The organism is Telluribacter humicola, assembly GCF_017355935.1.
GTDB classification, from domain to species: Bacteria; Bacteroidota; Bacteroidia; order Cytophagales; family Spirosomataceae; genus Telluribacter; species Telluribacter humicola.
Genome location: NZ_JAFIQT010000001.1, coordinates 1,687,912 through 1,712,366 on the forward strand (window position 1 = coordinate 1,687,912; position 24,455 = coordinate 1,712,366).

26 protein-coding genes are annotated in these 24,455 nt (G+C 50.2%); 15 read left to right on the forward strand and 11 right to left on the reverse strand.

Features of this window, described 5'->3' with window-relative positions; all coding sequences use genetic code 11:
* Positions 1 to 36 precede the first annotated feature (36 nt).
* Positions 37 to 1,071 (reverse strand): FecR domain-containing protein, encoded by a 1,035-nt coding sequence (locus JUB14_RS07250; protein WP_207505198.1) that lies wholly within the window; start codon positions 1,069 to 1,071, stop codon positions 37 to 39.
* A gap of 22 nt (positions 1,072 to 1,093) precedes the next feature.
* Entirely contained in the window at positions 1,094 to 1,669 is a 576-nt protein-coding gene (locus JUB14_RS07255) for an RNA polymerase sigma-70 factor (protein WP_207505199.1), read from the reverse strand.
* Between the two features lie 281 nt (positions 1,670 to 1,950).
* On the opposite strand from JUB14_RS07255, the gene JUB14_RS07260 reads away from it, so the two are divergent.
* The 8 genes from JUB14_RS07260 (at position 1,951) to JUB14_RS07295 (ending at position 11,034) form a co-directional block, all read left to right on the forward strand.
* Positions 1,951 to 2,688: a head GIN domain-containing protein gene (locus tag JUB14_RS07260; protein WP_207505200.1), complete on the forward strand. Its 738-nt coding sequence runs from the start codon at positions 1,951 to 1,953 to the stop codon at positions 2,686 to 2,688.
* Between the two features lie 192 nt (positions 2,689 to 2,880).
* Entirely contained in the window at positions 2,881 to 4,344 is a 1,464-nt protein-coding gene (locus tag JUB14_RS07265) for a PhoX family protein (RefSeq protein ID WP_229367575.1), read from the forward strand.
* 145 nt (positions 4,345 to 4,489) lie between these two features.
* On the forward strand, positions 4,490 to 6,403 hold the full coding sequence (locus JUB14_RS07270; RefSeq protein WP_207505201.1) for a cytochrome-c peroxidase: 1,914 nt from the start codon (positions 4,490 to 4,492) through the stop codon (positions 6,401 to 6,403).
* A gap of 151 nt (positions 6,404 to 6,554) precedes the next feature.
* Positions 6,555 to 7,367 (forward strand): helix-turn-helix transcriptional regulator, encoded by an 813-nt coding sequence (locus tag JUB14_RS07275; protein ID WP_207505202.1) that lies wholly within the window; start codon positions 6,555 to 6,557, stop codon positions 7,365 to 7,367.
* A 78-nt stretch (positions 7,368 to 7,445) separates the two neighbouring features.
* Entirely contained in the window at positions 7,446 to 8,060 is a 615-nt protein-coding gene (locus JUB14_RS07280) for a DinB family protein (protein WP_207505203.1), read from the forward strand.
* Positions 8,061 to 8,104: 44 nt separating this feature from the next.
* Positions 8,105 to 8,548, forward strand: a complete 444-nt coding sequence (locus JUB14_RS07285) for a nuclear transport factor 2 family protein (protein ID WP_207505204.1) — start codon at positions 8,105 to 8,107, stop codon at positions 8,546 to 8,548.
* Positions 8,549 to 8,808: 260 nt separating this feature from the next.
* Entirely contained in the window at positions 8,809 to 9,246 is a 438-nt protein-coding gene (locus JUB14_RS07290; protein WP_207505205.1) for an energy transducer TonB, read from the forward strand.
* A 114-nt stretch (positions 9,247 to 9,360) separates the two neighbouring features.
* Positions 9,361 to 11,034 (forward strand): ArnT family glycosyltransferase, encoded by a 1,674-nt coding sequence (locus JUB14_RS07295; protein WP_207505206.1) that lies wholly within the window; start codon positions 9,361 to 9,363, stop codon positions 11,032 to 11,034.
* Between the two features lie 70 nt (positions 11,035 to 11,104).
* Here JUB14_RS07295 and JUB14_RS07300 read toward each other — a convergent pair whose 3' ends face one another.
* Positions 11,105 to 11,890 carry a M15 family metallopeptidase gene (locus JUB14_RS07300; protein WP_229367578.1) on the reverse strand — a complete coding sequence of 262 codons (786 nt, stop codon included), beginning with the start codon at positions 11,888 to 11,890 and terminating at the stop codon, positions 11,105 to 11,107.
* A 221-nt stretch (positions 11,891 to 12,111) separates the two neighbouring features.
* Here JUB14_RS07300 and JUB14_RS07305 point away from each other — a divergent pair, with 221 nt between their 5' ends.
* Together JUB14_RS07305 and JUB14_RS07310 are read left to right on the forward strand one after the other, a co-directional pair.
* Positions 12,112 to 12,759 carry a response regulator gene (locus JUB14_RS07305; RefSeq protein ID WP_207505207.1) on the forward strand — a complete coding sequence of 216 codons (648 nt, stop codon included), beginning with the start codon at positions 12,112 to 12,114 and terminating at the stop codon, positions 12,757 to 12,759.
* A gap of 164 nt (positions 12,760 to 12,923) precedes the next feature.
* A complete protein-coding gene (locus JUB14_RS07310) occupies positions 12,924 to 13,358 on the forward strand; it encodes a hypothetical protein (RefSeq protein WP_207505208.1) in 435 nt (144 codons plus the stop codon).
* Between the two features lie 57 nt (positions 13,359 to 13,415).
* Here the strand turns inward: JUB14_RS07310 and JUB14_RS07315 are convergent, their stop codons facing one another.
* The 5 genes from JUB14_RS07315 to JUB14_RS07335 all read right to left on the reverse strand — a co-directional run bounded on the left by JUB14_RS07315 (position 13,416) and on the right by JUB14_RS07335 (position 17,126).
* Positions 13,416 to 14,078 carry a hypothetical protein gene (locus JUB14_RS07315; protein WP_207505209.1) on the reverse strand — a complete coding sequence of 221 codons (663 nt, stop codon included), beginning with the start codon at positions 14,076 to 14,078 and terminating at the stop codon, positions 13,416 to 13,418.
* A 235-nt stretch (positions 14,079 to 14,313) separates the two neighbouring features.
* Entirely contained in the window at positions 14,314 to 15,336 is a 1,023-nt protein-coding gene (locus JUB14_RS07320) for a toast rack family protein (RefSeq protein WP_207505210.1), read from the reverse strand.
* A gap of 12 nt (positions 15,337 to 15,348) precedes the next feature.
* Entirely contained in the window at positions 15,349 to 15,534 is a 186-nt protein-coding gene (locus JUB14_RS07325; RefSeq protein ID WP_207505211.1) for a LiaI-LiaF-like domain-containing protein, read from the reverse strand.
* Positions 15,535 to 15,623: 89 nt separating this feature from the next.
* Positions 15,624 to 16,292 carry a PspC domain-containing protein gene (locus JUB14_RS07330; protein WP_207505212.1) on the reverse strand — a complete coding sequence of 223 codons (669 nt, stop codon included), beginning with the start codon at positions 16,290 to 16,292 and terminating at the stop codon, positions 15,624 to 15,626.
* Positions 16,293 to 16,502: 210 nt separating this feature from the next.
* On the reverse strand, positions 16,503 to 17,126 hold the full coding sequence (locus JUB14_RS07335) for a hypothetical protein (RefSeq protein ID WP_207505213.1): 624 nt from the start codon (positions 17,124 to 17,126) through the stop codon (positions 16,503 to 16,505).
* Positions 17,127 to 17,389: 263 nt separating this feature from the next.
* Between JUB14_RS07335 and mnmA the strand changes: the two genes are divergently transcribed.
* The 3 genes from mnmA (at position 17,390) to JUB14_RS07350 (ending at position 19,389) form a co-directional block, all read left to right on the forward strand.
* A complete protein-coding gene (gene mnmA, locus JUB14_RS07340; protein ID WP_207505214.1) occupies positions 17,390 to 18,499 on the forward strand; it encodes a tRNA 2-thiouridine(34) synthase MnmA in 1,110 nt (369 codons plus the stop codon).
* Between the two features lie 103 nt (positions 18,500 to 18,602).
* Entirely contained in the window at positions 18,603 to 18,959 is a 357-nt protein-coding gene (locus JUB14_RS07345; protein WP_207505215.1) for a hypothetical protein, read from the forward strand.
* Between the two features lie 154 nt (positions 18,960 to 19,113).
* Complete coding sequence (locus JUB14_RS07350; protein ID WP_207505216.1) at positions 19,114 to 19,389, forward strand: Rdx family protein; 276 nt, start codon at positions 19,114 to 19,116, stop codon at positions 19,387 to 19,389.
* A 9-nt stretch (positions 19,390 to 19,398) separates the two neighbouring features.
* On the opposite strand, the gene JUB14_RS07355 is transcribed toward JUB14_RS07350, so the two are convergent.
* Positions 19,399 to 19,806 (reverse strand): DUF983 domain-containing protein, encoded by a 408-nt coding sequence (locus JUB14_RS07355; protein WP_207505217.1) that lies wholly within the window; start codon positions 19,804 to 19,806, stop codon positions 19,399 to 19,401.
* Between the two features lie 227 nt (positions 19,807 to 20,033).
* Here JUB14_RS07355 and JUB14_RS07360 point away from each other — a divergent pair, with 227 nt between their 5' ends.
* Entirely contained in the window at positions 20,034 to 21,665 is a 1,632-nt protein-coding gene (locus tag JUB14_RS07360; protein WP_207505218.1) for a carboxylesterase/lipase family protein, read from the forward strand.
* Between the two features lie 85 nt (positions 21,666 to 21,750).
* On the opposite strand, the gene JUB14_RS07365 is transcribed toward JUB14_RS07360, so the two are convergent.
* Positions 21,751 to 22,272, reverse strand: coding sequence for a DinB family protein (locus JUB14_RS07365; RefSeq protein ID WP_207505219.1), 522 nt, complete (start codon positions 22,270 to 22,272; stop codon positions 21,751 to 21,753).
* A gap of 29 nt (positions 22,273 to 22,301) precedes the next feature.
* Positions 22,302 to 23,621: a DEAD/DEAH box helicase gene (locus tag JUB14_RS07370; RefSeq protein ID WP_207505220.1), complete on the reverse strand. Its 1,320-nt coding sequence runs from the start codon at positions 23,619 to 23,621 to the stop codon at positions 22,302 to 22,304.
* 193 nt (positions 23,622 to 23,814) lie between these two features.
* Between JUB14_RS07370 and JUB14_RS07375 the strand changes: the two genes are divergently transcribed.
* Entirely contained in the window at positions 23,815 to 24,303 is a 489-nt protein-coding gene (locus JUB14_RS07375) for a CinA family protein (protein ID WP_207505221.1), read from the forward strand.
* Positions 24,304 to 24,455 lie beyond the last annotated feature (152 nt).

Sequence of the window (24,455 nt, forward strand, 5' to 3'; positions counted from 1 at the left end):
ATATAATCTGATGATCAGAAATCGAGAATTGATAGACTATTGACATCCTTTTCCTTCCAGCCAGTAGGTTTCACCCTGCTGCTGTATGCGCAGGTTCAGCGTTTCGGCAATGACAGCCAGCGTAGCATCCAGCGTTTCCTGCTCTAGGCGGACGGTCAGGCGGCAGTTAGCCAGTTGCTCGTTCGATAGTCGTACATCGGCATGGTAGCCGCTCCGGAGCGACTTCACCACTTCATCCAGACTGGTAGCCGTAAACTCAAACACCTGGGTACGGTAGGCCGCCATGTTGGGGTCAGCCGCTATACTGCGTAGTATGGTATCGGCCTCGATCTTTACGCCTTCACCCGGGGTAAGTACCGCTTTTCGTGATGCTTTGCTTACCTCTACTTTACCGGTTTTTACATCCACACGTACCGCTTCGTCGTACGCTTTGACGTTGAATGAAGTACCTACTACCCGTACCTCAGTACCATTGGCATCGATGATGAACGGATGACTGGCGTCGGGCGCTACGTCAAAGAATGCTTCTCCTGTAAGAGATACCGTACGCAGGTCGCCGTCCAAGCCTTCAGGGTAGGTTAGGGTAGAGTGGTGGTTCAGGAACACCTTGGTGCCGTCGGGTAGAGTTTTCTCAAATGTGTTGTTTTTGGTGCTGATACTTACCAGTTCGGGGGTTGTCTTATGGGTTAGGAGGAGCCAGCCAAAGGCCACCGCCACCAGCGCCACCACCGCAGCCGCCCAGAAAGAGGGGCTCAGCTGGCGCTTGACGGGCATGGGCTTCACGATAGCCTCGGGCTTACGAACAGGGGCGACAGAGGGTTCCGGAGCGGTGTCAACCGTATGCATACGCATACGCATCTTCTCCCAGGCGGCGTCGGTATTGACCTGCATACGCTTCTGACCCACTGCCTGGCTCCGCTCCCACAGCTTACGATAAGCCGCCAGCTCGGAGGAGCGATCGGGTGATGCCTCCAGCCATTGTCTGACCTGTTCTATTTCCGCGGCGGTGGCGGTACCTGCCAGGTAGCGCGCCAGTAACTCGTCGGAAAAATGTTCGTTAGGTGTATTCAAGGGTATATGCTGAAAAAAACGGTCAAAAAAACAAGAGAACCAGCCAAAGCAGTGATGGCAGGTAGTCGGCCAGCTCACTGCGCAATATTCGTAATGCCTTCCCGATCTGATTTTCGACTGTTTTGATCGAAAGTCCCAGCCGGTCGGCTATTTCTTGGTACTTCAACTCCTCAAAGCGGCTCATCCTGAATACCAGTTGGCACTGCTCGGGAAGTCGGTTTACCGCCTCCTCGATGCGTTCTTCGAGTTCACTTCCGTAAATGGTTTCGGTGACGGCTTCGTATCCGGGCGACTGATAACTCAGCGAATACTCCCGGTGGGCCTCACGTACCTGATAGTGCTTGATCTTATTCAGGCAATGGTTGTGTACGGCCCGGTACAGGTAAGCCTTCAGTGACAGCGTTATTTCCAGGTCAGAACGCTTTTCCCAGATGCTCATAAATACCGTCTGAACCATTTCTTCGGCTTCATCCTCATCCTTCAGCAATGAGTTCGCATACTGACACAGACGTTCGTAATAGGTACGGAACATCTGCTCAAAGGCGGACTCATGGCCTTGCCGAATGGCTGATACAATCTCTGTGTCGGATAACTGCACGAATGCGTCTTGTTTTTTTCCGTACAAAAGTAAGGAATCGCCATCGGTAACAGTCGCGGAATATGGAAGAACGGTTGCTACCAAGTTTAAATCTATTTTCTCTTAGGACAGTCAACGAGGGAGTTACCCCCATTCGAAAGAAAAAAATATTTTTTTTGGGGGAGGGATAGGGGGGAGGGCGTTGTGGGATGTCTTGGTAGAAACGGAGCAGTAAACGCACCAGCTTTTGTAACACATAACCTTCATTAAAATTAGTAAGTATCAATTATCATTTGTTAGCCATGAAAAAAAGTATCACTTCCATCCTTTTCAGTGTAGCCATCCTGGGTCTGTTGCTTTCAATGCAATCATGTCTTTTCATTAACTCCATTGATGGTGATATCGCCCCCCGGGGTGTTAGTACCCGTGAGATCAGCCTGATTGATTTTGACCGTCTGGAAATGGGCCACGCCTTTCGGGTAAGGGTACGCCAGGGCAATACCTTTAAAGTTGTAGCCACGGGCGAGCTTAACGATCTGGACGATCTGGATGCCTTTGTCGATCGCAACGGTCTGCTGACCATCCGCTACCGCAACCACTGGCGGTCACGTCGTGATCGCATGGATATCGACATCACCATGCCCAGCCTGCGTGGCGTACGCTTCTCGGGTGCCAGCGAATCTACCATTGAAGGCTTTGAAGACCAGCGTGTCATTGATATGAACCTGTCAGGAGCATCGCGTTCTACCTTTACCGGATCTGCCGAGCGCCTGACGCTGGATCTGTCAGGAGCGTCAGAACTGATACTGCGTGGAGAAGGCCGCTACCTGACCGGAGATATGTCTGGAGCCTCTGATCTAAGGAGTACGGACTTCCCGGTAGAGGAGGCTGACCTGCACCTGTCGGGTGCCAGTAAGGCCCGGGTGTCGGCTTCTAAGTACCTGAAAGTAGACGCCAGCGGTGCCAGCAACGTGTACTACCGGGGCAACCCCACCATTGAGCAGCGTCTGTCAGGAGGAAGCAAAATCAGCCGCGATTAACCATAAACCAACCATCTGACAAAGCAGGGCAGCCACGGCTGCCCTGCTTCTTTTTTGTGGCAAGCGCAATAGGGGGCGTATGAAAAAATTGTAAACTCTTTCTCCGATTTTATTACATCACCATTACATCCTCTTCATATTGGGGTGATGTACCAGAAGGATATTTGCGGATACAAAAACAACTCACCCAGTATGTCCCGTTTGTATCCTATTTCTCAGCTTTCCGGTGGACTGGTAGCCGTAGCTATGTGCCTGACGTCATGCCAGGACCACAACTTACCAGCAGATGTACCCACTACCGAGGTACAGTTTGCCAATCACTCGGTAACGCCTGTTCTGGCAAAAACTACTCCGGCATTCAGCAGTATCAAGATGTACTCGCTCATCGGTAGCGACGATCAGCTCAGCGGTTCGTCTTCTTTTGTGTTTGGGGGCTCGGCCGACGGAGCCGGTATGCTCAGAAACAGCGATGGTACCTTTACCATGCTTGTTAATCATGAAGATAACTTTGCCGTCTCACGCATCTCACTGGACAAGACTCTGAAGCCTACCAAGGGAGAGTACATCCTGAACTCGGATGGTGGGGTCTGGCGTCTGTGCTCGGCTACCATGGCAACTCCTAAGGAGCATGGGTTTGGCCCGTTGTTCCTTACCAGCGGTGAGAGTGGTGAAGAGTCGCGTACACACGGCGTAAACCCGTATGCGGATGCTTCACAGGCAGGTGTATCCAGAGAGCTGCCGGGTCTGGGACGCTGGAGTGCCGAAAACTCCGTACCCCTTCCTAAAACAGCTTTTGCAGGTAAGACCGTAATCATCATCGGTGATGACGACAGCGGTACCTACGGCGGACAAGTAGTTATGTACGTAGCCAACAGCGTAGGTGATCTGGACAACGGAACGCTGTACATGCTGCGCCGTACCGACAAAAACCAAACCGAGACATCCATGAAAGTGGGTGAAAAGCATCAGGTTGAGTTTGTGAAAATAGAAGATCACAAGAGCCTGACCGGTAAGCAGCTGAATGAAAAGGTTAATAGCCTGCAGGCTGTGAAGTTTGGCCGGGTGGAAGACATTGACTATGCCAAGGATGGCAAAGGTCGTGACGTGTACTTCAACGTAACCGGACAAAATAACACCGGTGCTAACGCTGACTACTCCCGCTCCAAGTACGGCCGCGTATATCACCTGGCTCTGAATGATGATCTTACTACCGGTACTTTGGAAGTACTGCTGGACGGTGATGACCGCGCCAGCCAGGCCAAAGAATTCCAGAACGTGGACAACATCTGCGTGACCAAAAACTACATCTACGTACAGGAAGATCCCAACGGCTACGGCGACGAAACCCACGACTCACGCATCTACCAGTACAATCTGAAAACGAAAGAGCTGAAAGTGGTAATGGAGCTTGATCACCGTCGCACGGCTGCTGATGCCGCCAAGTACAACGTAGGTGGTACCTCGGGACTTGGTGACTGGGAATACGGGGCGCTGGTGGATATCTCCGAAGAGACCGGAGTAGCAAATACGTTCATGCTGTGTATCCAGCCTCATACCTGGCGTGCTGACAAGCTGAAAGGTGTTGACGGTGGCTCTAAGCGCCTGAACGAAAATCAGGCTTCTCAGATCGTGATCCTGCAGGGACTTCCCCGTTAGTTTTTAATAATTTAATTAGTTGATAGATGCTACACGTCTGACGATCTGCACTTGCGGATCGTCAGATTCGATTTATGAAGGTACCGTATTCTTACTTCTGACACTACTCCTATAATCTACCCGCGTACCCCAAGCCACTCTCCGTATGCGCTTATTTTCTTACTCCCCCGACTCTGATAAATTCCGTCTCCGCCTTAACCACGCCCTTATTCTGGTAGGTACTTTGCTCATGATAGGGTACCTCGGCTGGCAGGTGTATAACAGCCCAACCAAGGCCGTACAGCCAGCGGCAACGGTTGAAAAAGTGCTGGATCACTACCGGCAGGAGCTGGCTCTACTGGATACAGCAGTACATAGCCTCAGAGTAGCCGTTGTAAGTCATGAGCCAGAACCGGTAGTACAGGAGCGATTCAGACAGGCCCGCTATGCTTGGAAACGGGTAGAGTGGCTGGCTGAATACTACCATCCCACTACCGCCAAAAGTATCAATGGCCCCGCCCTGGTGGAGGTAGAGGAGGATGATCCGCTGGCGACGGAGATACAGCCCGAGGGCTTTCAGGTAGTGGAAGAGTATCTGTTCCCAACTGTGTCGAGTGATGATACCGCCGCCCTTAACCATGAAATAGCAGTACTCCACTCCAACGTCAAGCGGCTGCGCAAAGTAGCCGTAGATCATACCAGCGAAGCCCATCTCTTCGATGCGATGCGTTTGGAGTTGTTCCGGGTCGTATCACTGGGTATTACGGGCTTTGATTCACCCGTCGCTACGCACTCCATCCCTGAGGCTGCGCAGGCCATCGGGTCGGTTCGTGATAACGTGGATTTGCTGATCAAGGACAGAAGTCAGGTACCGCCTTCGTGGGCTGCTTTTGATTCGTTAGTTATACGGGCTAAGCAATCTTTGGACCAAGCTGATTTTAACCACTTCAACCGCCTTACCTTTATCCGCTCCTGCGCCAATCCGTTGTCGGAGGCTCTCTACCGCGTACAGCAGGAACTGCACATTGCTCCCTTTCAGGAAAGACGACTATTACGTACCACAGCCCGCTCACTTTCTGACCCTAATGCCTTTAATGCGGCTTACTTTGTAGCCTCTCCGGCCGATGAGCCCACTCCCGAGCGTACCCTGCTGGGGCAGAGGCTCTTCTTTGATCCGGTACTGTCCGGTAACAACCAGCGTAGCTGTGCCTCCTGCCACCAGCCCGACAAGGGGTTTTCGGACGGGGTACCCAGGAGCACTAGTTTAACGAATGGGAAAACGGTACTGCGCAATGCACCTACGCTTTGGAACGTAGCCTATCAGGCGGCTCAGTTTTATGATTCGCGGGTGACTTTTCTGGAAGACCAGGTGGTAGATGTCATTGCCAACCCCAATGAAATGCATGGATCGCTAAAGGAAGCAGCCAAACAACTCTCAGATAATAAAGAGTACCTTCGACAATTTAAGGCAGCCTACCCCGCGGAAGGCATTACCGAGCATAGCCTGAAAAATGCCCTGGCCAGCTACCTGCGCTCCCTGCAAAGCCTGGATAGCCCTGTAGACCGGTACCTGAGAGGTGAGAAGGTGAGCCTTAGCCTGGAAGAGCAGGCGGGCTTTAACGTATTCATGGGTAAGGGCAAATGCGCTACCTGCCATTTCTATCCCCTATACAACGGTACTGTACCACCCGGCTATGAGCTGACCGAGAGTGAGGTGCTTGGGGTGCCGGCTTCGGCCAGAAGTAATCAGCTTGATGCTGATCCCGGCAAGTACGGGCTGCACCCGGTCCGCAAAAACAAGCACGCCTTTAAGACGCCTACCTTACGCAATGTGGCCCTCACGGCTCCGTATATGCACAACGGTGTGTACCAAACGCTGGAAGAGGTAGTTGAGTTTTATAACAATGGGGGAGGAGCCGGGCTGGGCTTTTCGCTGGATAATCAGACCCTGCCCGGAGATTCACTCAACCTAAGTACTTCCGAGAAAAGGGCCCTGGTAGCCTTCATGAAAAAACTGACCAGTACTCCTGCCAGTGCGGCCGCCTCTGTAACAGCGGGTGCAGTAGCCAGAAGAAATTAATTTTTCAGCCATTGTGGATACTGGTGGCTATCCTGGGTTGCCGGGTAGCTACCTGAGTACCTTTAAATAAGATATTGGAGTACTCTATGCAAATCTATTGACATTTAGTAGATTAATTGTCTGCTTTGTATTCAGGAAAAGCAGGCAGGGTATGATCTATCAGAAATTCAAGCCATCCATTCATTTGACTCCTTACGTAGAGTGCTACTACCTGTGGGAGTCTCAGGTCTATCTGTCGGCGCCCCTGCAGGTAGAGTCACCGCCCACTGGCTATACCTCCCTGATCTTCAACTACGGTGATCCGTACCGTGTGATCAACGAGAAATATAAAGATGTACCGACGCCTGCGACCTTCTTGAGCGGACAGGCTACCAAAAGTTATCGGCTTCAGCTAAGTGGCCAAATCGGTATAGTCGGAGTGGTCATGAAGCCTTCGGCCATACATACCCTGTTCGGGATTCCGATGTATGAAATGTCGGACGAGCGGATAGCGATGGAGGATGTACTGGGGAAGGAGGCCCTTTATCTGCACGAACAAATCCTTGAAGCAGGTACAGCTGCCGGCCGTATCCAGACTATCGAGCAGTTTTTGCTCCGTAAGCTAAGCCAGCCCAAGGGTGCCTTTGACCGTACTGACTACGTAGCAAACCTGATTATGGAGAAGAGAGGTGTACTGCCCATTCGTGATCTGATGGATGAGCTATACGTATGTCAGCGGCAGTTTCAGCGACATTTCCTGAAGAAAGTAGGTGTCAGCCCCAAGTACTATGCCCGCATCAGTCGTATCAGTAAGCTGTGCGCCCTGATGGCCCAGAAGCAGTGGAAGATACAGGACTGGCATGAGCTTATCGCCACCTATGGCTACTATGACCAATCCCACTTCATCAAAGAATTCACAGAATTTACTGGCAAATCGCCCTCTTTGTACATAAAAGGCAATAGTGAGCTGGCTAACTACCTATAAGTAGAAAGTCGTTTTTTTACAATACCAGCAAGTACCCTCATAGTACCTTTGTCATGTCAATTTATCTAAATCATAGCCATGAAAAAGTTACTATTAGCACTGCTGGTACTACCCAGCCTATTCGTGTATGGACAAAGTGAAAGCGACCATACAACCAAGCTCTGGACCGAGGCCGACCGGAAGTACACTGTCGACAATATGGTCCGAACTAAAAATGAATTAGTCAGGGAAACCGAACATCTGACACCCGAGCAATGGGCCTTTAAGGAGTCGCCGGACCGCTGGTCGATTGGTGAAGTGGTCGAGCACCTGGCTCTGTGGGAGATTATCTGGGCGCGTGAAGTGAGTATGGGAAGCCGTAACACTCCTCAGCCCGAGCTCAACAAAACCAGTCGCCCCGACAGCTATTACACTACCTTTATCGTTGAGGACGCCCCGCATGTGTCACCTGATTTTTCCAGACCTACGGGCTTTATCAAGGGGAAGGATAACCTGACCTACTTTGTAAAGCTGCGGGACCAGACGATACAATTTATAGAAACAACCCAGGCTGATATGCGGGCGCATTTTGAGCTTACCGCTACGCCGAATCCGCGTAATATGCATCAGGTGTACCTGTTTCAGTGGGGCCACGTAGACCGACATCTTAAACAAATCCGGAAGATAAAAGCGCATCCCAACTATCCAAAGTAGATAAACTATACATCCACTTACAACCATAACTACTCATAGCAACTATGGAAACCATTAAAACCGAAAACCTGACCGACCTGACCCGTAAAGGTACCTGTATAGAGTTCTTCTCTGCCTATCAGGAGATGGACCTCGAGCGAATGATCAATCTGGCTGCTCCGGAGGCTACCGTGTGGTTCAAGCCACTGGGGGAGGATGGCAAAGGCCTCTTCCGTGAATTTGGCAAAACCGTATGGAGCCTGCTTATGGACTCTTTTCCTGACTTGGATAATACCGTTGATACCATCACTACCGAAGGAGATGAAATAATCTGTAAAGTATCCATATTTGGTACTCAGAAAAAAGATTTTTTAGGTCTCCCTGCCAAAGGACTTCGCTTTGAGAGTGATCATATATTCATTTTCCATTTTGACGAAGCGGATCGGATCCAGCATCTGAGGATCAACTGGGATCACGACAGCTTTGTGAATCAGTTATCCAGCAAGTAGTTTATATTATAACAGACAAAGCAGGCCGGTGGAGAATACCCACCGGCCTGCTTTGTGCTTTAGTACCTTGTGGCTACCGCGAGTTTGCAACTGGTAGCAGCGTGGCAATCAGTAAAGTCAAAGCTGTCATACCTGCACTTTACGAGTGGTTTTTAAGCGCTACTCAGGCTATTGTACTTTTTAGATAACTGGATATTTGTTTTATATATAATTTAATTATATATCTAAATAGTTAACCCTATTTAAAGCATGATCCTGCTATGAGCTTTTGTCTACATGTATTATTTATCCTGCTCCTCCAGCAGACTACTACTGGGAATAATGGCGCTAGTAGTACTACCATTGTTTCACAGGCTGATACAACTGTCTATACCGTTGTCGAGTCACCTCCCGAGTTTCCAGGGGGAATCAGTTCTCTCAGGCATTATATTGAAAGAAATAGCAAACTACCTATCGCCGCGAAAAAAGGTAAGAATACCATAACGATAGGCCTGAAGCTTCTGGTAGAGCGGGATGGTCAGATATCTGCAGTTGAGGTAATGGAAGTGGATGGAGTGGAGGGACGTAAACAGGAAAAGTATGAGCAGGAGGCACGACGCATTGTATCTGGGATGCCGAGGTGGAAACCTGGATCGCAGGATGGGAGGCGACTGAGAACCTATTTCTGGGTACCTATCCTATTTAAAAGAATATTTTAATAGCTGGACAAGGAAGCTACATCTGGAAATGTTACCAGAATTTGGAGCTCTATACATCTGCCTTCACCCGAAACCAGTAAGTTTGCCGCGTGAAAAGAGAAACCAGACGTATTGATGAGTACCCTTCGCCGCATTGACTATCTGCTGATTATTATTGGAGTGATACTAGTCTATGGGTTAGGCCTATTCCTACCCATTCTTAATTCAGATCCGGCTTTCAATGCCGCCGTGGCTCTGCGAATGTACCAGTCGGGTGACTATGTGAGCCTGGTTGATCAGTTTACCCCCTACCTGGATAAGCCTCACCTGTCTTTCTGGCTGGCCGCGGCCTCCTTTGAAGTATTTGGCGTGTCCGCCTGGGCGTATCGGGTACCTTCTCTCCTCGTTTCTATACTGGGGATATATGCTACCTATAGCCTGGGCAAAGAAGCTTACAATAAAGAAACAGGCTGGCTGTCGGCTGTAGTACTGGCTACTATACAGGCGCAGATCCTGGCCAACCATGATGTCAGGATGGACGCCCTGCTGACGGGCTTTGTGGCCATTGGTGCCTGGCAACTGTTCGAGTACCTAAAGTACGGTCGGGTCAGTAGTCTCCTCTGGGGAGCCGTTATGGCGGGACTGGCTTTCAACGTGAAGGGCATGGTAGGAGTGGGTGTACTTGGTATCGCCTTTTTGGTAGAGGTACTGCACCAGCGGGCTTGGCTCCGGTTATTTTCGGGGGCACTGGTGGGGGCGGTACTTGCTTTTGTCATTACCATCAGTCCGGTACTATGGGCATTTTACATACAGTTTGATCAGCATCCTGAACAGGTAATAGCGGGTAGGACAGGCGTTTCGGGAGTGCGGTTCATCCTGTGGGACCAGAACTTTGAGCGGATGGCCGGAGGACGTTTCGGACAGGCCGGTGCCAATGATCCCTTCCTGTTTTTTCATACGTTACTGTGGGCGGCCTTACCCTGGCCACTGCTCATCTATGCCGGCTGGATCACCCGCTTCTTTCGCTTCCGGCGGGTACGTGCGCAGGAGTGGTTTACGGGTGGTGGAGCGCTGGCCTGTATGGTACTCTTCTCTTTTTCGTCATTTAAGCTTCCCCACTACCTCAATATTCTGTTTCCGCTGATGGCCGTATGGGTAGCGGGCTGGGTGGTAGATGCCCGGCAGACCGGCAGGACCGGCAGGCTACGGTTTATCATCTGGGCACAGCACATTGTACCTGCCCTGATGGTGGTAGCCGCTCTGGTATTGAGCCTATGGGTATTCAGGCAGGGCACCGGGTTGATCCACATAGTACTCATCGCTTTGGGAGGTGTAGGCCTGGCCTTCTATCTATATACCATCAAAGAGGCACTTCGGCGGGCACTGGTATTCTCGGCGCTGGGTGCTCTGTACGTCAATGCTATTCTGAACGGGCTGATCTACCCTGAGCTGGACACTTACCAGGCCGGTAACCAGATGGCAAAGGTGATAAAGCAGAAGGGGATACCCGCCGACCAGGTTTATTTTGCCGAAGGTAGCCCGTTGTTCTACGATCTTGAACTGGGCATTGAGCGAATCATCCCTTACGTGACACCAGAGCAGGCACAGGAACACCTTCTCAGGCATACTACCCTCTGGCTCGTTGTGGCCCCGGAGCAGATACAGGAGTACACACAGGCAGGGGCCCGGGTCGTGAGTCAGGAATGCTTCTCTGACTTTCACATCACCCGTCTGACTGGCCAGTTCCTCTATCCCGCCACCCGGGCAGGTACCTTAGGTAATTACTGTCTGGTCGAGCTGAGGCGGTAGAGGTTGCAGCTTGTGAATCCGTGAAGGGAGGAAGAATAGCTACTTTCTTCCCCTCTTCCTTTTATCCTCCCTATTTGATCATCCCGTACCTAGCCTTGGCCCGGCTGCGGGACATGCCATCAAAGTGCCACCATTCGGTAGGATTGACCGAGAACCCTGCCTGAGTCATAGCCCGGCGGAGCAGACCGCGGTTAGCTACCTGTTGCGTAGTAAGTTTGCCCTCGCGTAGCATCTGCTGTTCGGTGCGGGGGTACGCCAGCGGGCCAAAGTAGTCGTACTTGGTACCCATGTCCAGCGGCTTTCCGGCTGAGTCAGCTACGGTAAGGTCTACGGCACAGCCAAAGTTATGAATAGAGCCTATCTTTGGATCTGCTACGTACTGCGGCTTCTGCCGTACGGGCATATCCAGCGCATCCCACAGGATGTACTGCACGGAGTTGGGGCGGGCTGCGTCGTAAACCAGCAGTCGGTAGCCGGGCTTGACTTCATTCAACAGTTTGTTGGCCCGGGCCAGCTTGCGGGCCATGTCGGGTTGCATATAGGCACGGGTCAGGTCGCCGTATACGTCCTTGCCGACAAAGTTGTCAGTAGTAGAGTACTTCAGTTCTACCATCAGCGTCGGATCTACCTTCTGAATATCTACCAGCCCCTGCTCAATCATCTTCTTCTCCAGCTCCGGCAGTGTGTCACCTTTTTTTGGCGAAGTGTTATTCGTGGTGTCGGTGGTATGCTTTTTTAAACTGGTAGTAGGTGTAGTGGGTTGATTTATAGTTTGTTGCTCTTTCGAATGACTTTGGCAGGCACTGGAAGCTCCAATCAGTAAGGGTAGGTACAGGAAGGCCAGGGTCTTTAGCATATAGATTAATTTTGGATTGTTAGTTAGGGACTAAATAGCTTCTCAGAATACAAGTAAAGCTTCTACTTTTACAAATACTCTATATTTATTGGCAAAAATCGGCAAGTTTTGGCTATTATTACTGAATATTTAGTTGATAATAAGCATGAACGATGAAAGTACAATAGATATGGAGAGATTCTGAAAGCTCGAAATAGGTCGTTCACACTAATGCACACAGGATGAATAAGATCAGACTTTTACTGGCTGATGATCACCGCGTACTGGTGGAAAGCCTGGCTATGCTTGTGGCTACAATGGATGGAGTCGAAGTGGCAGGAATTGCAAATAACGGTCAGGAAGTACTAGAAAAGCTGGAACAACAGGAAGTGGAAGTGGTACTGTCGGATCTGCATATGCCCGTTATGGGAGGGATAGATCTGGCGTACCAGGTAAGTAAAAAGTTTTCGGATGTAAAGGTACTTCTTCTAACTATGGACGAAGAACCTGTCATTATAAAAGAAGCACTTCGGGCAGGAGCCAAAGGCTATGTTTTAAAAAACGCCTCCCGCTCCGATCTTGAAGAGGCGCTACGAACCGTTATGTCAGGCGGTGTGTATCTTCATGACAGAATCAAAGAACTACTGGCCCAGGCTGATGCCAACGGAAATGGCCATGATGGAGATGGCCAGATTGGCGGCCTTACCAACCGGGAGATTCAGGTCATACGCTATATTATCAACGAAGTACCTACTGCCCAGATAGCCGAGGAAATGTTCATTGCTCCCACTACTGTAGAGACTCATCGTAGAAATATCTTCAAGAAACTTAATATTCACAGCGTCATCGGACTTACCCGTTTTGCTATCCAGCATGGGTTAATAAAATAATGTTTAGAGAGTAGACGCACTACCTCTCCAGGAAGTACTATACGTATTGTTGTATTTATATAATAAACGATAGAACTATGGAGGTGAGGGGGTGATTTTTTTGCTATTATTATGTAACTCGCTTTTCGTAATAATAATATGTAAAAACTCATCCATCCAAATCCATGAAGTATTTCAACTCTCTGGCAGTGTTACTGCTACTCTGTGTCTCTTTAATTACTGGTTGTAAGAAGAATGGTGAACCGATTGATCCGTTAGTGGAGCCGTCGCCTTACATTGGTCTCTGGGCGGGTACTACCAATGCCGGTGACTCCCTGAAGTTTACAGTTTCAGATGTACAGGGTAAAATCATGCTGACGGGCTACGATGTAGACGTTAAAATGAAATACAATGGAAATAACATCACCATCAAGCAGAAAGAGACTAATTCATCGGGCTATGCCGAAGTAGTAGACAGTAAAGTTAGTTACAAGCTGAATGGAATAGATATCAATTTTAACTTCACTAGCCCGACTACGCTGGTAGGAGCTTACAAAGGCGAGTTTCCCATGCCTACCCCAACTGTAATCGAGGGGACATTTACGGCGAAGAAAAAGTAGCTATATAGTATTCATATTAAAAGAAAAGCCCGGAAGTTAGCTTCCGGGCTTTTCTCTTTATTTCTTCTTCTGGTTAGCTTCCCCCCAGCTTACTTTGAACTTCCCGTCGGTTACGGTGATTTCATCAGTCTCTTTGGTCTTCTTGGTATTGTCGTGGTCGTGCGGATCGCCGGTTACCAGCATTCCCCCGCCCGCAGCCGTGATGGCTTTTTTCTCCAGGTTAGCCACCAGACCGTATCCGCCTAGTGTCGCCATTGTTCTCTTCTGATAGTACACGCCCTTCATTTTAGCGTCAAAGGTACCTTCGATGGATTTATCAGTTATGGCCGTTACGGTTACGGTGCCAGATACTGATTCGCCATCATGGAAGCCGTGTCCCATTTTCTTGGTTTCTTCGGTATAGTCTACCAGGGCGTAGCCGTTGGGTATTTCCTGGGCTTTTTCGTATTTGGATTCCAGCTCGCGCATGGTAAGTACCGGGTAGGTGCCGGGCTTGAGCTCACCAAAGTAGTATAGTCTGATCCAGAGCTGTACATCCGGATTGACCTCCATACCGGCAATAGCCAGGTAGTTAAAGTCACTGACGGGGATTTTGAGGCGCTGGGCTTTGGCTTGCCACTCTTTTCCGTTGATGTTGGCTTTGAAGGTGTTGTCAGGTACTTGGGCATACGCTGCCGTGCCGAGGAATAGACCTGCGGCCAGAATGAAGAAATTTTTCATAGCTAATTAGTTAATGATTTGGTGGTTATGAAACCTGCATTTCGTAGCGAAGTTATGGTTACTTTTTCTGGGCTACAACCATTCCTGACCAATTCTTATTCAGCGGTATAACCGGCTGATGAGCGGGTAGATTAGCGGATGTTGTGCAGAGGGAAGTAGTCAGCAGTGACCACAGAAAAGCCCCATCCTACACACAGGTAGTGATGGGGCTTATAGAGGAAGCTTACGAAATAGATTAGTACCTGTTGATCCTGACCTTAGACAGGCCTGCGTCGTATTTGATAGTGATCTTGCGGCTGGCAGTGCTGAAATTGGGCGAGCGGTACAGGTTATCACCTATTTTCTGCAGGTCGTCGAGGTCCCGGATATTCATGGCGCCGTCTATCCTGACCTCACAGCCTGCCGACTTAGGTACTTCGATCGTGACTGAGGCTACTCCTGACTCTATTTTGACGTCCGTATCGGTCTTGTCACCCAGCCGTACATCTACGTCGGCTACGCCGGTACTTACTTTCAGCGATTTTACTTTATAGCTACTCAAGTCCATATCGGCCTTGCCGGCACCGATGCCCAGGTCTACATTCCAAATGGGAGCTTCGTTCAGGCTCATGGTTACAATATTTTTCACCTTGCCATTCTTGATGTTGATCTGTTCATCTTCCATCTTGAAATCAATGGTAGCTGTGCCATCCAATTTGTTACTACGTATGTTGGATATAAATCCACCCAGTGTGGTACGGGTATCGGCTTCGAATAACTTGGGCGTAGTACTTGTCAGCTTAAACTCGCCAGCCCCGCCTTCGAGGTTGAAAGTAGCCTCCTGAATAGCCGCATCCATATCGTACTCGTAGTGGTTAGACTGGGTACGGGTAGAGCGGTTGCGGCGGTCCTCCTCGTAGTCCCGATCGCTCGAGTCATGATCGTTGTTATTATGGCCGTTGTTGTCATGTTCGTTGTGATCGTCATTGTCCCAGTGGAAGTCCCAGTTGTTACGATGGCGGTCAAAGGCGCGGTCGGTTCGGTACAGGATACCGCCCAGCACGGCCAGCGCTATGAGCAAGCCCGCCAGGCCACTGCCGACGCCGTTGCGCTCACGCCCGGAGGCCAGCAGACTAATACCAGCCAGGATAAGCAGGGCCGGCCAGAACCGGAGTACTCCTTCCCAGTCTACGTTGAGTAAGCCCATGTTGCGCAGGAGCCAGAAGACTCCCAGCACCACCAACAGGCCTCCCCATACTATTCCATTCGATCTTTTCATGATAGGTTCAGGTTAATAATTGGTATGAGTACTTTTATCAGTACTGAATGAATGGCGAAATAAGAGTAAAACGCCCGAGACGATCAGGATCACCGGCCAGAAGTACCGGCCAAAGTCGATGTCGGAGAGTTCTTCAATCAGAAACATGGAGCCTACTACAATGAGCATAACGCCCCAGAATGTGTTACGAAAAGTCATGGCTAGTTACAGTTTTTGGTGTTAAAAAAAGTGTTTTATCTGTACCGGAAGCAGGAGAGTAGCCTGCTTCCGGCGGGAATTGTATAGTCTTAGTTGACCCGGATGGTAGGTTCATCATCGTCTGGTCCTTTATCCCGGTTGACATTGGGATCAGTAGGCCAGGTCGGATCGGTCGGTGCATTGGATGGTGGCGGAGCCGGAGTAGGATCGGGATCTATCGGGTGAACCGGTTCGGCCGGTGGCGGCGTAATAATAGGCTCGTGATGATCCCGCATGCTTTCCTCATCCCGCTGACGTAGCAAGAGGTACGCTCCAATCCCGATCAGAGCGGCGGGCCAGAAGTAGTGGCGAATGCTGTACCAGATAGGTAGTTCGTCAATAAGCAGTACTACACCTACCGCCACCAGACCGAAGCCCAGAATCTTGGCCGATTGCCCGGCCTGTCCTGAAGGAGAATTGAAAATATTCCGGGCGCCGGAAGGCTCACCGTGTATACCCCCGCCGGTTGTCTCTCCGGTGGCTGTGCCCGTTGGCCCGGTATAGGTAGTACCTGTGTAGGTAGTGGTGCTCCCCTCGGGTAAGGCTACCCAAAGTATAATATAGGCTATAATGATCCAGCCAGCGTGCGGAGGCAGTAGCAGGGCCAGAACAAATAGTACTCGAATGATGGCTTTATCTACCCCGAAATAATCAGCAACACCGGCGGCTACACCCCCAAGTACTGCTTCACCAGGTATACGACGCAATTTCTTTTCCATGGTATTAGGTTTGGCTATGTTTTAATTTGTATTCAAAGGTAGTAGGTTATGCAAGATACTTCAAGCCGGAACTTTATTATCGGTTCCAGTTGAGGTTGAATGGTAAAATAGTGGGATACTACCTAAAAGTCAAATTGAGCCAGGCTAATTACCTGGTAGGAGGGAGTAGAAGGAGGAAAAGAGCTGCTGGTGAAGCCGGTAGGATTAAGATCACTCTTCTTCGAGCGCTTCAAGAATATCCATCATAGCGCCAAAGTCCTTGTAGCCGGGACGGATTTCTTCGCTGCCGCGCAGGGCTATACCTTGCACCGACGTAGTTGACAGTAGATCTTTCACCTCCTGCTCGTCGTTCAGTCCAAAGCCTACCAGGATCGGGTACTGGCGAGCCAGCTGGTTCAGGAAGCCGGTCCATGCAGTGGTCAGTTCAGCATTCTGATCACTTTCGAGCAGGAAGTAATCCACTTCGTCCTGATAGCGGCTCATGAGGGCATCCAGCTCGTCGGCCTCGTACGTATCTACATTGACCCGAAGCAGCAGGGGCAGCGAAGCCTCGCTGCGCAGGTAAGGGAGGAGGTTCGGCTCTTCGACCTGCAGGGCATCTACGGGATACTCTTTCAGGAGTTCCAGCAGTTGCTGAGGTTCCGTCTGCGACGACTCGGCTACGATTTTAACGCCGGCCAGCCAGGAACGTATTTCTTCAAATTTCTTGGGAGCTACGTAGTTGGGCGAATCAGCATCAACCGAAAAACCCAGCATATCTACACCCATACCGGTACAATAGCGCGCATCGGACAGGTTGGTGACGTTACTTATCTTGACAGTAGTTGTAAGCATTATTTTGACTATAAATAGGTACGAGCAGGCGCAATGGATAGGAGTGTACCCCTTACCCGATCAGTGTTTATTTGTACAAAGCTACACCATCTCCGGCTATTTAGTCAAAGAATCGCCCCGTTATTCGTAACTTTGCAGGCTACTGACAGGCCGTACCTGAGGTACGATGAACTTTATCGCTCAGGCAGGCTGTTAGTTCCAAACTAGTACTTTTTTAATAAGACATCCAATCGGGAGGCTTTGAACCTCCGCGGATTATTGACATGAGCAAACACGGACGAATTCTGGTCGCCATGAGTGGCGGCATCGACAGCTCACTGGCAGCGGTAATGCTGCACGAGCAAGGCTACGAGGTCATAGGAATGACCATGAAAACCTGGGACTACGCCAGCAGCGGCGGGACCAAAAAAGAAACAGGTTGCTGCTCCCTTGACTCCATCAACGACGCCCGTAACGTGGCCGTGGAGCTGGGCTTCCCCCACTACATCCTCGACATTCGCAATGAGTTTGGTGACTACGTGATCGATCACTTCACCAGCGAATACCTGGCCGGACGTACTCCCAACCCCTGTGTACTGTGTAACACGCACATCAAGTGGGATGCCCTGCTGCGCCGCGCTGACCGCCTCGACTGTCAGTACATAGCGACCGGGCACTACGCCAACCTGCGCGAGGAAAACGGACGCCACATTGTATCCAAAGGGATAGACGTACTCAAAGACCAGAGCTATGTACTCTGGGGGGTATCGCAGGAGAGCCTGAGTCGAACCAAGCTGCCGCTGGGCCACCTGCGCAAGAGCGAGATCCGTGACATGGCCCGCGAGCGTGGCTTCATAGACCTGGTCAATAAATCGGAGAGCTACGAGATCTGCTTCGTGCCCGACAACGACTACCGGGGCTTTCTGCGCCGACGCGTACCCGGACTGGAAGCCGAAGTGGCCGGAGGAAATTATGTACTGGAAGATGGTACCGTAGTGGGCCAGCACGAAGGATACCCTTTCTATACCGTGGGGCAACGCAAGGGCCTGGGTATAGCCTTGGGGAGACCCATATTCGTGACTGAGATCCGTAAAGAAACAAATGAGGTAGTACTGGGAGATATGCCTTCGCTGTACCGCGACGGGATGTACGTCAGCAAGCTGAATATGCAGAAGTACGCTTCCATTGATCAACCCCTTGAGACCGTCACCAAAGTTCGCTACAAGCACGAAGGGACTCCGGCGACGGTGATTCAGGAAGAGCCGGATAAGATCAAGGTACTCTTCTACGACGGCGTCAATGGTATAGCCCCCGGGCAAGCGGCCGTATTCTACGAAGGCGACGACGTAGTAGGCGGCGGCTGGATCATGAAGAGCTTTCAGCAAACCATATAAATGACCACCAGCCCTTCCCACCTCGGGAAGGGCTTTTTTCTATCCTAGGATTCCAACCAATTTATCAGCACAAGTATCTTTCTGTAAAATGGACGGAATATTGATGAAAAAGATACTTGGTATACTAGGACTACTACTAGCCCTATCGAGCTGTGAAAATGATGCTACGCTGGCGCCCGAATGCGTAAAAGCGGAATATCTGAAAGCTTCAGATTCTCCCTGTGATGGGCCGGATAAGATTCTTGTGCTGAAAGGGGAGCAAAATATATACGATCTCTTCCCGGGCACGAACTGGTCAGACAGCCTTATTATAACGACTACGGTACCGGAGCAATTCCGCCAGGCAGGGCAGGTACTTTACTTCAAACCAGAAAAAGCTGCTTCTAAGCTATGTCAGACTGTATATATGGCGTATCCTGAAGTAAGGATGCGGGATGTTTCTACCACTGCCTGTCGTTAAGCAGATAGAAAGACCAGCAACCAAAAGAAGCTTTCTCTCTAGTTAGGTTTTACTTTTTTCAAACACTCCCTTTGTATCTGCTATTATTGAGTGTAAGCGTCAGGTGAATTGGTAGATAACTATATTCGCTCATTCGCAAATCACTCAATAGGATATGAAACCTACTATCACCATAGAGTACTGCCCCAAGTGCGGCTGGCTACTGCGGGCTGCCTGGATGGCGCAGGAACTACTCACTATCTTTTCGGAAGATCTGTACGGCGTTACCCTTCGTCCGGCCGAAGTAGCGGGCCAGTACTCTATCACCTTGGGGGAGGAGGTACTGTGGGACCGGAAGCGCGAAGGCCGTTTTCCAGAGCCAAAAGAGGTAAAGCAACTCATCCGTGACCGTATCGATCCCGAGCGTAGCCTGGGCCACAGTGACCGGTAGTTGATCTTGCTACCTAAATCCTTCCTTGTGCGGAATCTGGTCGCAGGGGCCCTCGTAGCCGATGAAAATGTTAATCCAGATGGAGCGGGATAAGCGGAATATTATGGACAGAAGCAGGACAGCCAGAATGACTATGGTAACGACCATGGTAGTCGTGGAGAAGTCACCCAGCAGTACGTTGAGTGCCACCCATACGGATACAAATAGGGCCGTATTGAGAGCATAGCTCACAAACATGGCTCCGAAGTAGTAACCCGGCTCCGGCTCGTAAGATTGGCCGCAACAAGGACACTTGGAGTACATCTTCGAAAATTTGCTGGGGCTGAACAGTGTCTTGGGAGGGAACATGTCGCCCTCGTGGCAGCGTGGACACTTAAAGTTCAGTATGCTATATAGTCGTGATTCTTTCCAGGCCATTTTACGCTTTTTGATGTTAACTTACCGAACAAAGGTACTGATAGTTTTGCTCGGTACTTTATGCTTACCAACTCAGGAGTGCCAATATGTAGACACTACTGGTAGTGAGCATAGTTATAATCTGATTAAAATCATGCCCAACTCCTTCCAAGTAGAATTATCTATATAAGTACTCTTTATGTATGCAGTACAAGTTATTACAGATAGTTTACCTAATGTTAATACCTATGAAAACAGTTCTTGCATTACTATTGCTTAGTACACCCCTTATGAGCTTAGCGCAGTTAAAAAAAGATGGTGAAGCCCCTCGTGTCAAAGTAGCCCAGGGTACCCTGGAAGGCCTTGACGAGTCGGGAGTATATACCTTCAAAGGTGTTCCGTTTGCGCAGCCACCGGTAGGAGATCTGCGTTGGAAAGCCCCGCAGCCCCCAAAAAACTGGCAAGACGTGCGTGAAGCAAAGAAGTTTGGACCTCGTCCCATGCAGCGGGCCGTTTTTGGCGATATGAACTTCCGCTCCGACGGAATGAGCGAAGACTGCCTGTACCTGAATGTATGGACACCCGCCAAGACGGGTAATGAGCGCCTGCCGGTGTTGATCTATATCTATGGTGGAGGTTTTATAGCCGGTGATGGTTCAGAGCCCCGTTACGATGGGGAGAGTTTGGCCCGTAAAGGCATCATAACCGTTACCCTGAGCCACCGTTTGGGCGTGTTTGGCTTTATGGCGCATCCCGAGCTGACAAAGGAGTCACCTAACAAAGCCTCCGGCAACTACGGCTTTATGGACCAGACGGCTGCTATCAAATGGATTAAGGATAATATCGCCGCTTTCGGAGGTGATCCTAACAAGATTACTGTAGCAGGTGAGTCGGCCGGATCAGTATCAGTGAGTGCACAGATGGCTTCGCCTATGGCCAAAGGGCTCCTAGCCGGTGCTATTGGTTCCAGCGGATCGTTGTTGGGTACCTTGTCGGCTATTACGCTTGCGCAGAGTGAAGAGAATGGTGTGAAATTTATGACTATGGCAGGAGCTAAGTCGCTGACTGACCTGCGTAAGATGTCAGCCGAGGCGCTGCTCGAAGTTACTGCCAAGCAGGGAGTGCCCCGCTTCGCGGCTACTGTAGATGGCTACTACTTTCCCAAGCAACCGCTTGAGATATTTGCGGCAGGAGAGCAGGCCAAGGTACCTCTGCTGGTAGGCTGGAACTCTGAGGAATCGAACTACCGCGGTATATTGGGCAAAGAAGAGCCAACTGTTGAGAACTACCGCAAAGCGGTGCAAAACCTGTACCCAGCTAATGCCGAAGAGGTACTGAAGCTGTATCCTGCTACAACAAACGAAGAAGTTATAAAAGCTGCAACCGCTCTGGCAGGTGACCGCTTTACCGGATACAGCAGCTGGAAGTGGGGCGATTTACACGCTCAAACCAGCGGCAAGCCCGTGTACCGCTACTTCTACACCCACCCTCGTCCGGTAATGCGCCCCGAGATGGGAGATGCCGTAGCCGGACTAGCAGGAGGAGTAATTCGGGGTGAAGCGGCCCAGGCCAATCGCCCGCCAGCTCCCACAGGTGCTGTACACTCGGCGGACATTGAATATGCTATGGGTAACCTGGCCACCAATCGCGTGTACGACTGGCAGCCTGCTGATTACAAAGTGTCCGAGATATTCCAGCAGTTATATCTCAATTTCGTAAAGAATGGCAACCCCAATGGTCTGGGAGTACCCAACTGGCCCGCCATTAAGCCTAATCAAGGCTCATCTATGATAATGATCATCGATGAAAATACCCGGTTAGAGCAGGATAACTCCCGTTCACGGTTCCAGCTACTGGACAAGTTATCCAGCCGGAAGTAGGTGTATAATATTTGAAGATTAAAAAAGCCCGGGTACTCTTTGGAGTACCCGGGCTTTTAGATATATATGGATACACAGTTAATAGCTACCCCAATAGTGGCAGGTACCTTTCCTGGATAATGTTGCAGTGGTGAATGGGATGGCCGGTAATGACAAATCCCAACGCCAGTACCGAAATATCCCCTTTGAAGGTAGTCCCTCTTCTCATTAGCATTTCCTCATCAAAGCTCTGGAACATAGAGATGGTAGCTGAGCGTAGCTGACCCCACTCCTCCAGCAGTTCGGGTACGGAGCGGCGGTTGGCCTTGGCATGACTGGCGAACATGTCTTCTTCAAAGCCCGGGAGGGAAGTAGCATCGTTACGGGCAAACCGTAAGGCGCGGTAGGTCATAATACGTTCCGTATCGATACAATGCTGCAGTATATCCTTTACTGTCCACTTTTCAGGGGCATAGGCTTTATCGCCGAGTCTGATAAGCTGGTACGTTTTGACAAATAGTTTATCGGGGGAGTACTTCTGTAAGGCATCCAGCAGCTCCATCTCATCAACCAGGTTGATGTATCGGTCGAAGAACACAGGCAGGGGGCTAATAGCAGACTTATGCATAGTGGAGGTATGGTGTATATAACCGGGGATTATTTTGAGATATCAATTTTAACTCTTTTTCCTTTAATTTTTTCGTTCCTGATCAGCTGCACGACCTGATTTATTTTTTCCCTCCTAACGGCAGCGAAGGAGGTATGATCCTGTACTTCTATCCGCCCCAGTTCTTCTTTCTGCAGCTTTCCCTTCTGTAGTAGCAGTCCTACTATATCCACTTTGTTCACTTTGTCCTTTTTGCCCGCTCCTACGTACAGGGTACTCCACTCGGTAGGTGGCGGAAGTTGGTCCTGCTCGGGTAGTTCTTCATAATCCAGTTCCTGGCTTAGGTAGGCAGGTATTTCGTCATCGGTCAGGATGAGGTAGGCAGTACCCTTGGCGTGCATACGGGCAGTGCGGCCGTTGCGGTGGGTAAATGCTTCTTCGGTATAAGGTAGCTGGTAATGAATGATGTACTCAATCTCCGGGATGTCCAGTCCGCGGGAGGCCAGGTCGGTCGTAATAAGGAGCCGGTGGCTGCCGTTTCTGAATTTGAGTAGGGCTCGCTCCCGGTCCGGTTGCTCCATTCCCCCGTGAAATATTCCGTGTTCCAGCCCCCTGTTCCATAGCAACTCGCTGATGCGTTCTACGGCATCGCGATGATTACAGAATACCAGCGTAGCCTTATTGCCGATCTTGCAGGTCAGGGAAAACAGGGTCTCCGGTTTTTCAGTCGACTCCGACCGTACGGCCTTCAGTTGCAGGTCAGGAGCACTGGTGGTTTCATCCAGGAAGTCCAGCTCCGCCGGAGGGGTAATCCCGGTGAAGTCAGGGATACGGTCCATACGGGTAGCGGAGGTAAGAATACGTCGTTGCAGGCCCGTAAGATGACCAATGATAAAGGACATATCTTCCTGGAATCCCAGTTCCAGTGCTTTATCAAATTCATCCAATACCAGCGTATGGATGGTAGTGGGATCAATATTCTGGTGACGGAGGTGGTAGGCTATCCGGCCCGGCGTACCAATCAGGAGGGCCGGTGACTCCACGAGACTATTCTTTTCGATATAGGTAGGGTGACCGCCGTAGCTACTCAGAACTTTGTGCCCGGTCACCATCTGACGAAATACCTGCTCAATCTGTAGGGCCAGCTCCCGCGATGGAACCAGCACCAGAGCCTGTATTCCGGTAGTATCTGTGGCCAGTCTTTGCAGCATCGGGATCAGGAAAGCCAAGGTTTTGCCCGAGCCGGTAGGGGAGAGCAGTACCAGGTCCTTTTCCCGGGCAGCCTCAATGGCAGCCTGCTGCATGAGATTGAGGCTATCTATTTTCAGGTTCCTGAGCCCCTTTTCTATCAACTCCGCGCTACTACTCATCTGTATTTTATTATATTCCTATTAGTTACTCATGCAGCCCATAGCTCTCACGGGCTACACATATAATCAGGGCGTATCCGTAAAGGTAGTGGTTTGCAGTAAGGAAGGGAAATTATCTCTTGGGACATAATCTTAGACAGGTACTTCTGGCAAGCTTTTTTACTTCTCCTTAGTCTAAAAAAACATTCATCCTATGCCAGCAGAGTCAGTAGTCAGGATGTCCCACTTCATGCGGGACCATCAGCTTACCGTTTCGTTTGTCGAGAGCGCTTCTACCGGTCGTTTTGTGTATGATTTTACCAGTGTGCCTGATTGCGGACCTACGGTACGGGGAAGCATCGTATGCTACGACCCGAAGGTAAAGGAATCTCTGCTAGGGGTGTCCGGGGAGGTCATTGAACAGTATACTGCCGAGTCGGCGGAGGTAACCCAACACCTGGCTAATAGCCTGAAGACGCTAATTCCGGCTGATATCATTATTGCTGTAACCGGTCTGGCTTCGCCCGGAGGAAGCGAAACCCCCGAAAAACCCGTAGGTACTATGTTTGTCCATGGCTACATCGGTGATGAGCCTTTCCGGAAGCGGTTCGTGTTTGATGGTGGTCCGGATGAGATCATCAAACAGACCATTGATAGTACAGCTACCTTTTTGCTTGAGAGATTGCAGAGCAAATATGCTTAATATCCAGTACTGCTGTTGCTGTACATTAGTTAGGTCAAAGTAGTAAAATGGCTGTTGTTTGTCAGGACAATAGTTTTGGCTGGGTTAGCATCCAATGATGGTGAAAACCTGCTAAATTGCGGGATAAAACTAACAGCCAGACCTAACTTTAT

Coding starts and splice junctions, on each gene's coding strand:
- JUB14_RS07260 (WP_207505200.1), top strand. CDS start 1,951: ATGAAAAAAAGTATCACTTCCATCCTTTTCAGTGTAGCCATCCTGGGT.
- JUB14_RS07265 (WP_229367575.1), top strand. CDS start 2,881: ATGTCCCGTTTGTATCCTATTTCTCAGCTTTCCGGTGGACTGGTAGCC.
- JUB14_RS07270 (WP_207505201.1), top strand. CDS start 4,490: ATGCGCTTATTTTCTTACTCCCCCGACTCTGATAAATTCCGTCTCCGC.
- JUB14_RS07275 (WP_207505202.1), top strand. CDS start 6,555: ATGATCTATCAGAAATTCAAGCCATCCATTCATTTGACTCCTTACGTA.
- JUB14_RS07280 (WP_207505203.1), top strand. CDS start 7,446: ATGAAAAAGTTACTATTAGCACTGCTGGTACTACCCAGCCTATTCGTG.
- JUB14_RS07285 (WP_207505204.1), top strand. CDS start 8,105: ATGGAAACCATTAAAACCGAAAACCTGACCGACCTGACCCGTAAAGGT.
- JUB14_RS07290 (WP_207505205.1), top strand. CDS start 8,809: ATGAGCTTTTGTCTACATGTATTATTTATCCTGCTCCTCCAGCAGACT.
- JUB14_RS07295 (WP_207505206.1), top strand. CDS start 9,361: ATGAGTACCCTTCGCCGCATTGACTATCTGCTGATTATTATTGGAGTG.
- JUB14_RS07300 (WP_229367578.1), bottom strand. CDS start 11,890: ATGCTAAAGACCCTGGCCTTCCTGTACCTACCCTTACTGATTGGAGCT.
- JUB14_RS07305 (WP_207505207.1), top strand. CDS start 12,112: ATGAATAAGATCAGACTTTTACTGGCTGATGATCACCGCGTACTGGTG.
- JUB14_RS07310 (WP_207505208.1), top strand. CDS start 12,924: ATGAAGTATTTCAACTCTCTGGCAGTGTTACTGCTACTCTGTGTCTCT.
- JUB14_RS07315 (WP_207505209.1), bottom strand. CDS start 14,078: ATGAAAAATTTCTTCATTCTGGCCGCAGGTCTATTCCTCGGCACGGCA.
- JUB14_RS07320 (WP_207505210.1), bottom strand. CDS start 15,336: ATGAAAAGATCGAATGGAATAGTATGGGGAGGCCTGTTGGTGGTGCTG.
- JUB14_RS07325 (WP_207505211.1), bottom strand. CDS start 15,534: ATGACTTTTCGTAACACATTCTGGGGCGTTATGCTCATTGTAGTAGGC.
- JUB14_RS07330 (WP_207505212.1), bottom strand. CDS start 16,292: ATGGAAAAGAAATTGCGTCGTATACCTGGTGAAGCAGTACTTGGGGGT.
- JUB14_RS07335 (WP_207505213.1), bottom strand. CDS start 17,126: ATGCTTACAACTACTGTCAAGATAAGTAACGTCACCAACCTGTCCGAT.
- mnmA (WP_207505214.1), top strand. CDS start 17,390: ATGAGCAAACACGGACGAATTCTGGTCGCCATGAGTGGCGGCATCGAC.
- JUB14_RS07345 (WP_207505215.1), top strand. CDS start 18,603: ATGAAAAAGATACTTGGTATACTAGGACTACTACTAGCCCTATCGAGC.
- JUB14_RS07350 (WP_207505216.1), top strand. CDS start 19,114: ATGAAACCTACTATCACCATAGAGTACTGCCCCAAGTGCGGCTGGCTA.
- JUB14_RS07355 (WP_207505217.1), bottom strand. CDS start 19,806: ATGGCCTGGAAAGAATCACGACTATATAGCATACTGAACTTTAAGTGT.
- JUB14_RS07360 (WP_207505218.1), top strand. CDS start 20,034: ATGAAAACAGTTCTTGCATTACTATTGCTTAGTACACCCCTTATGAGC.
- JUB14_RS07365 (WP_207505219.1), bottom strand. CDS start 22,272: ATGCATAAGTCTGCTATTAGCCCCCTGCCTGTGTTCTTCGACCGATAC.
- JUB14_RS07370 (WP_207505220.1), bottom strand. CDS start 23,621: ATGAGTAGTAGCGCGGAGTTGATAGAAAAGGGGCTCAGGAACCTGAAA.
- JUB14_RS07375 (WP_207505221.1), top strand. CDS start 23,815: ATGCCAGCAGAGTCAGTAGTCAGGATGTCCCACTTCATGCGGGACCAT.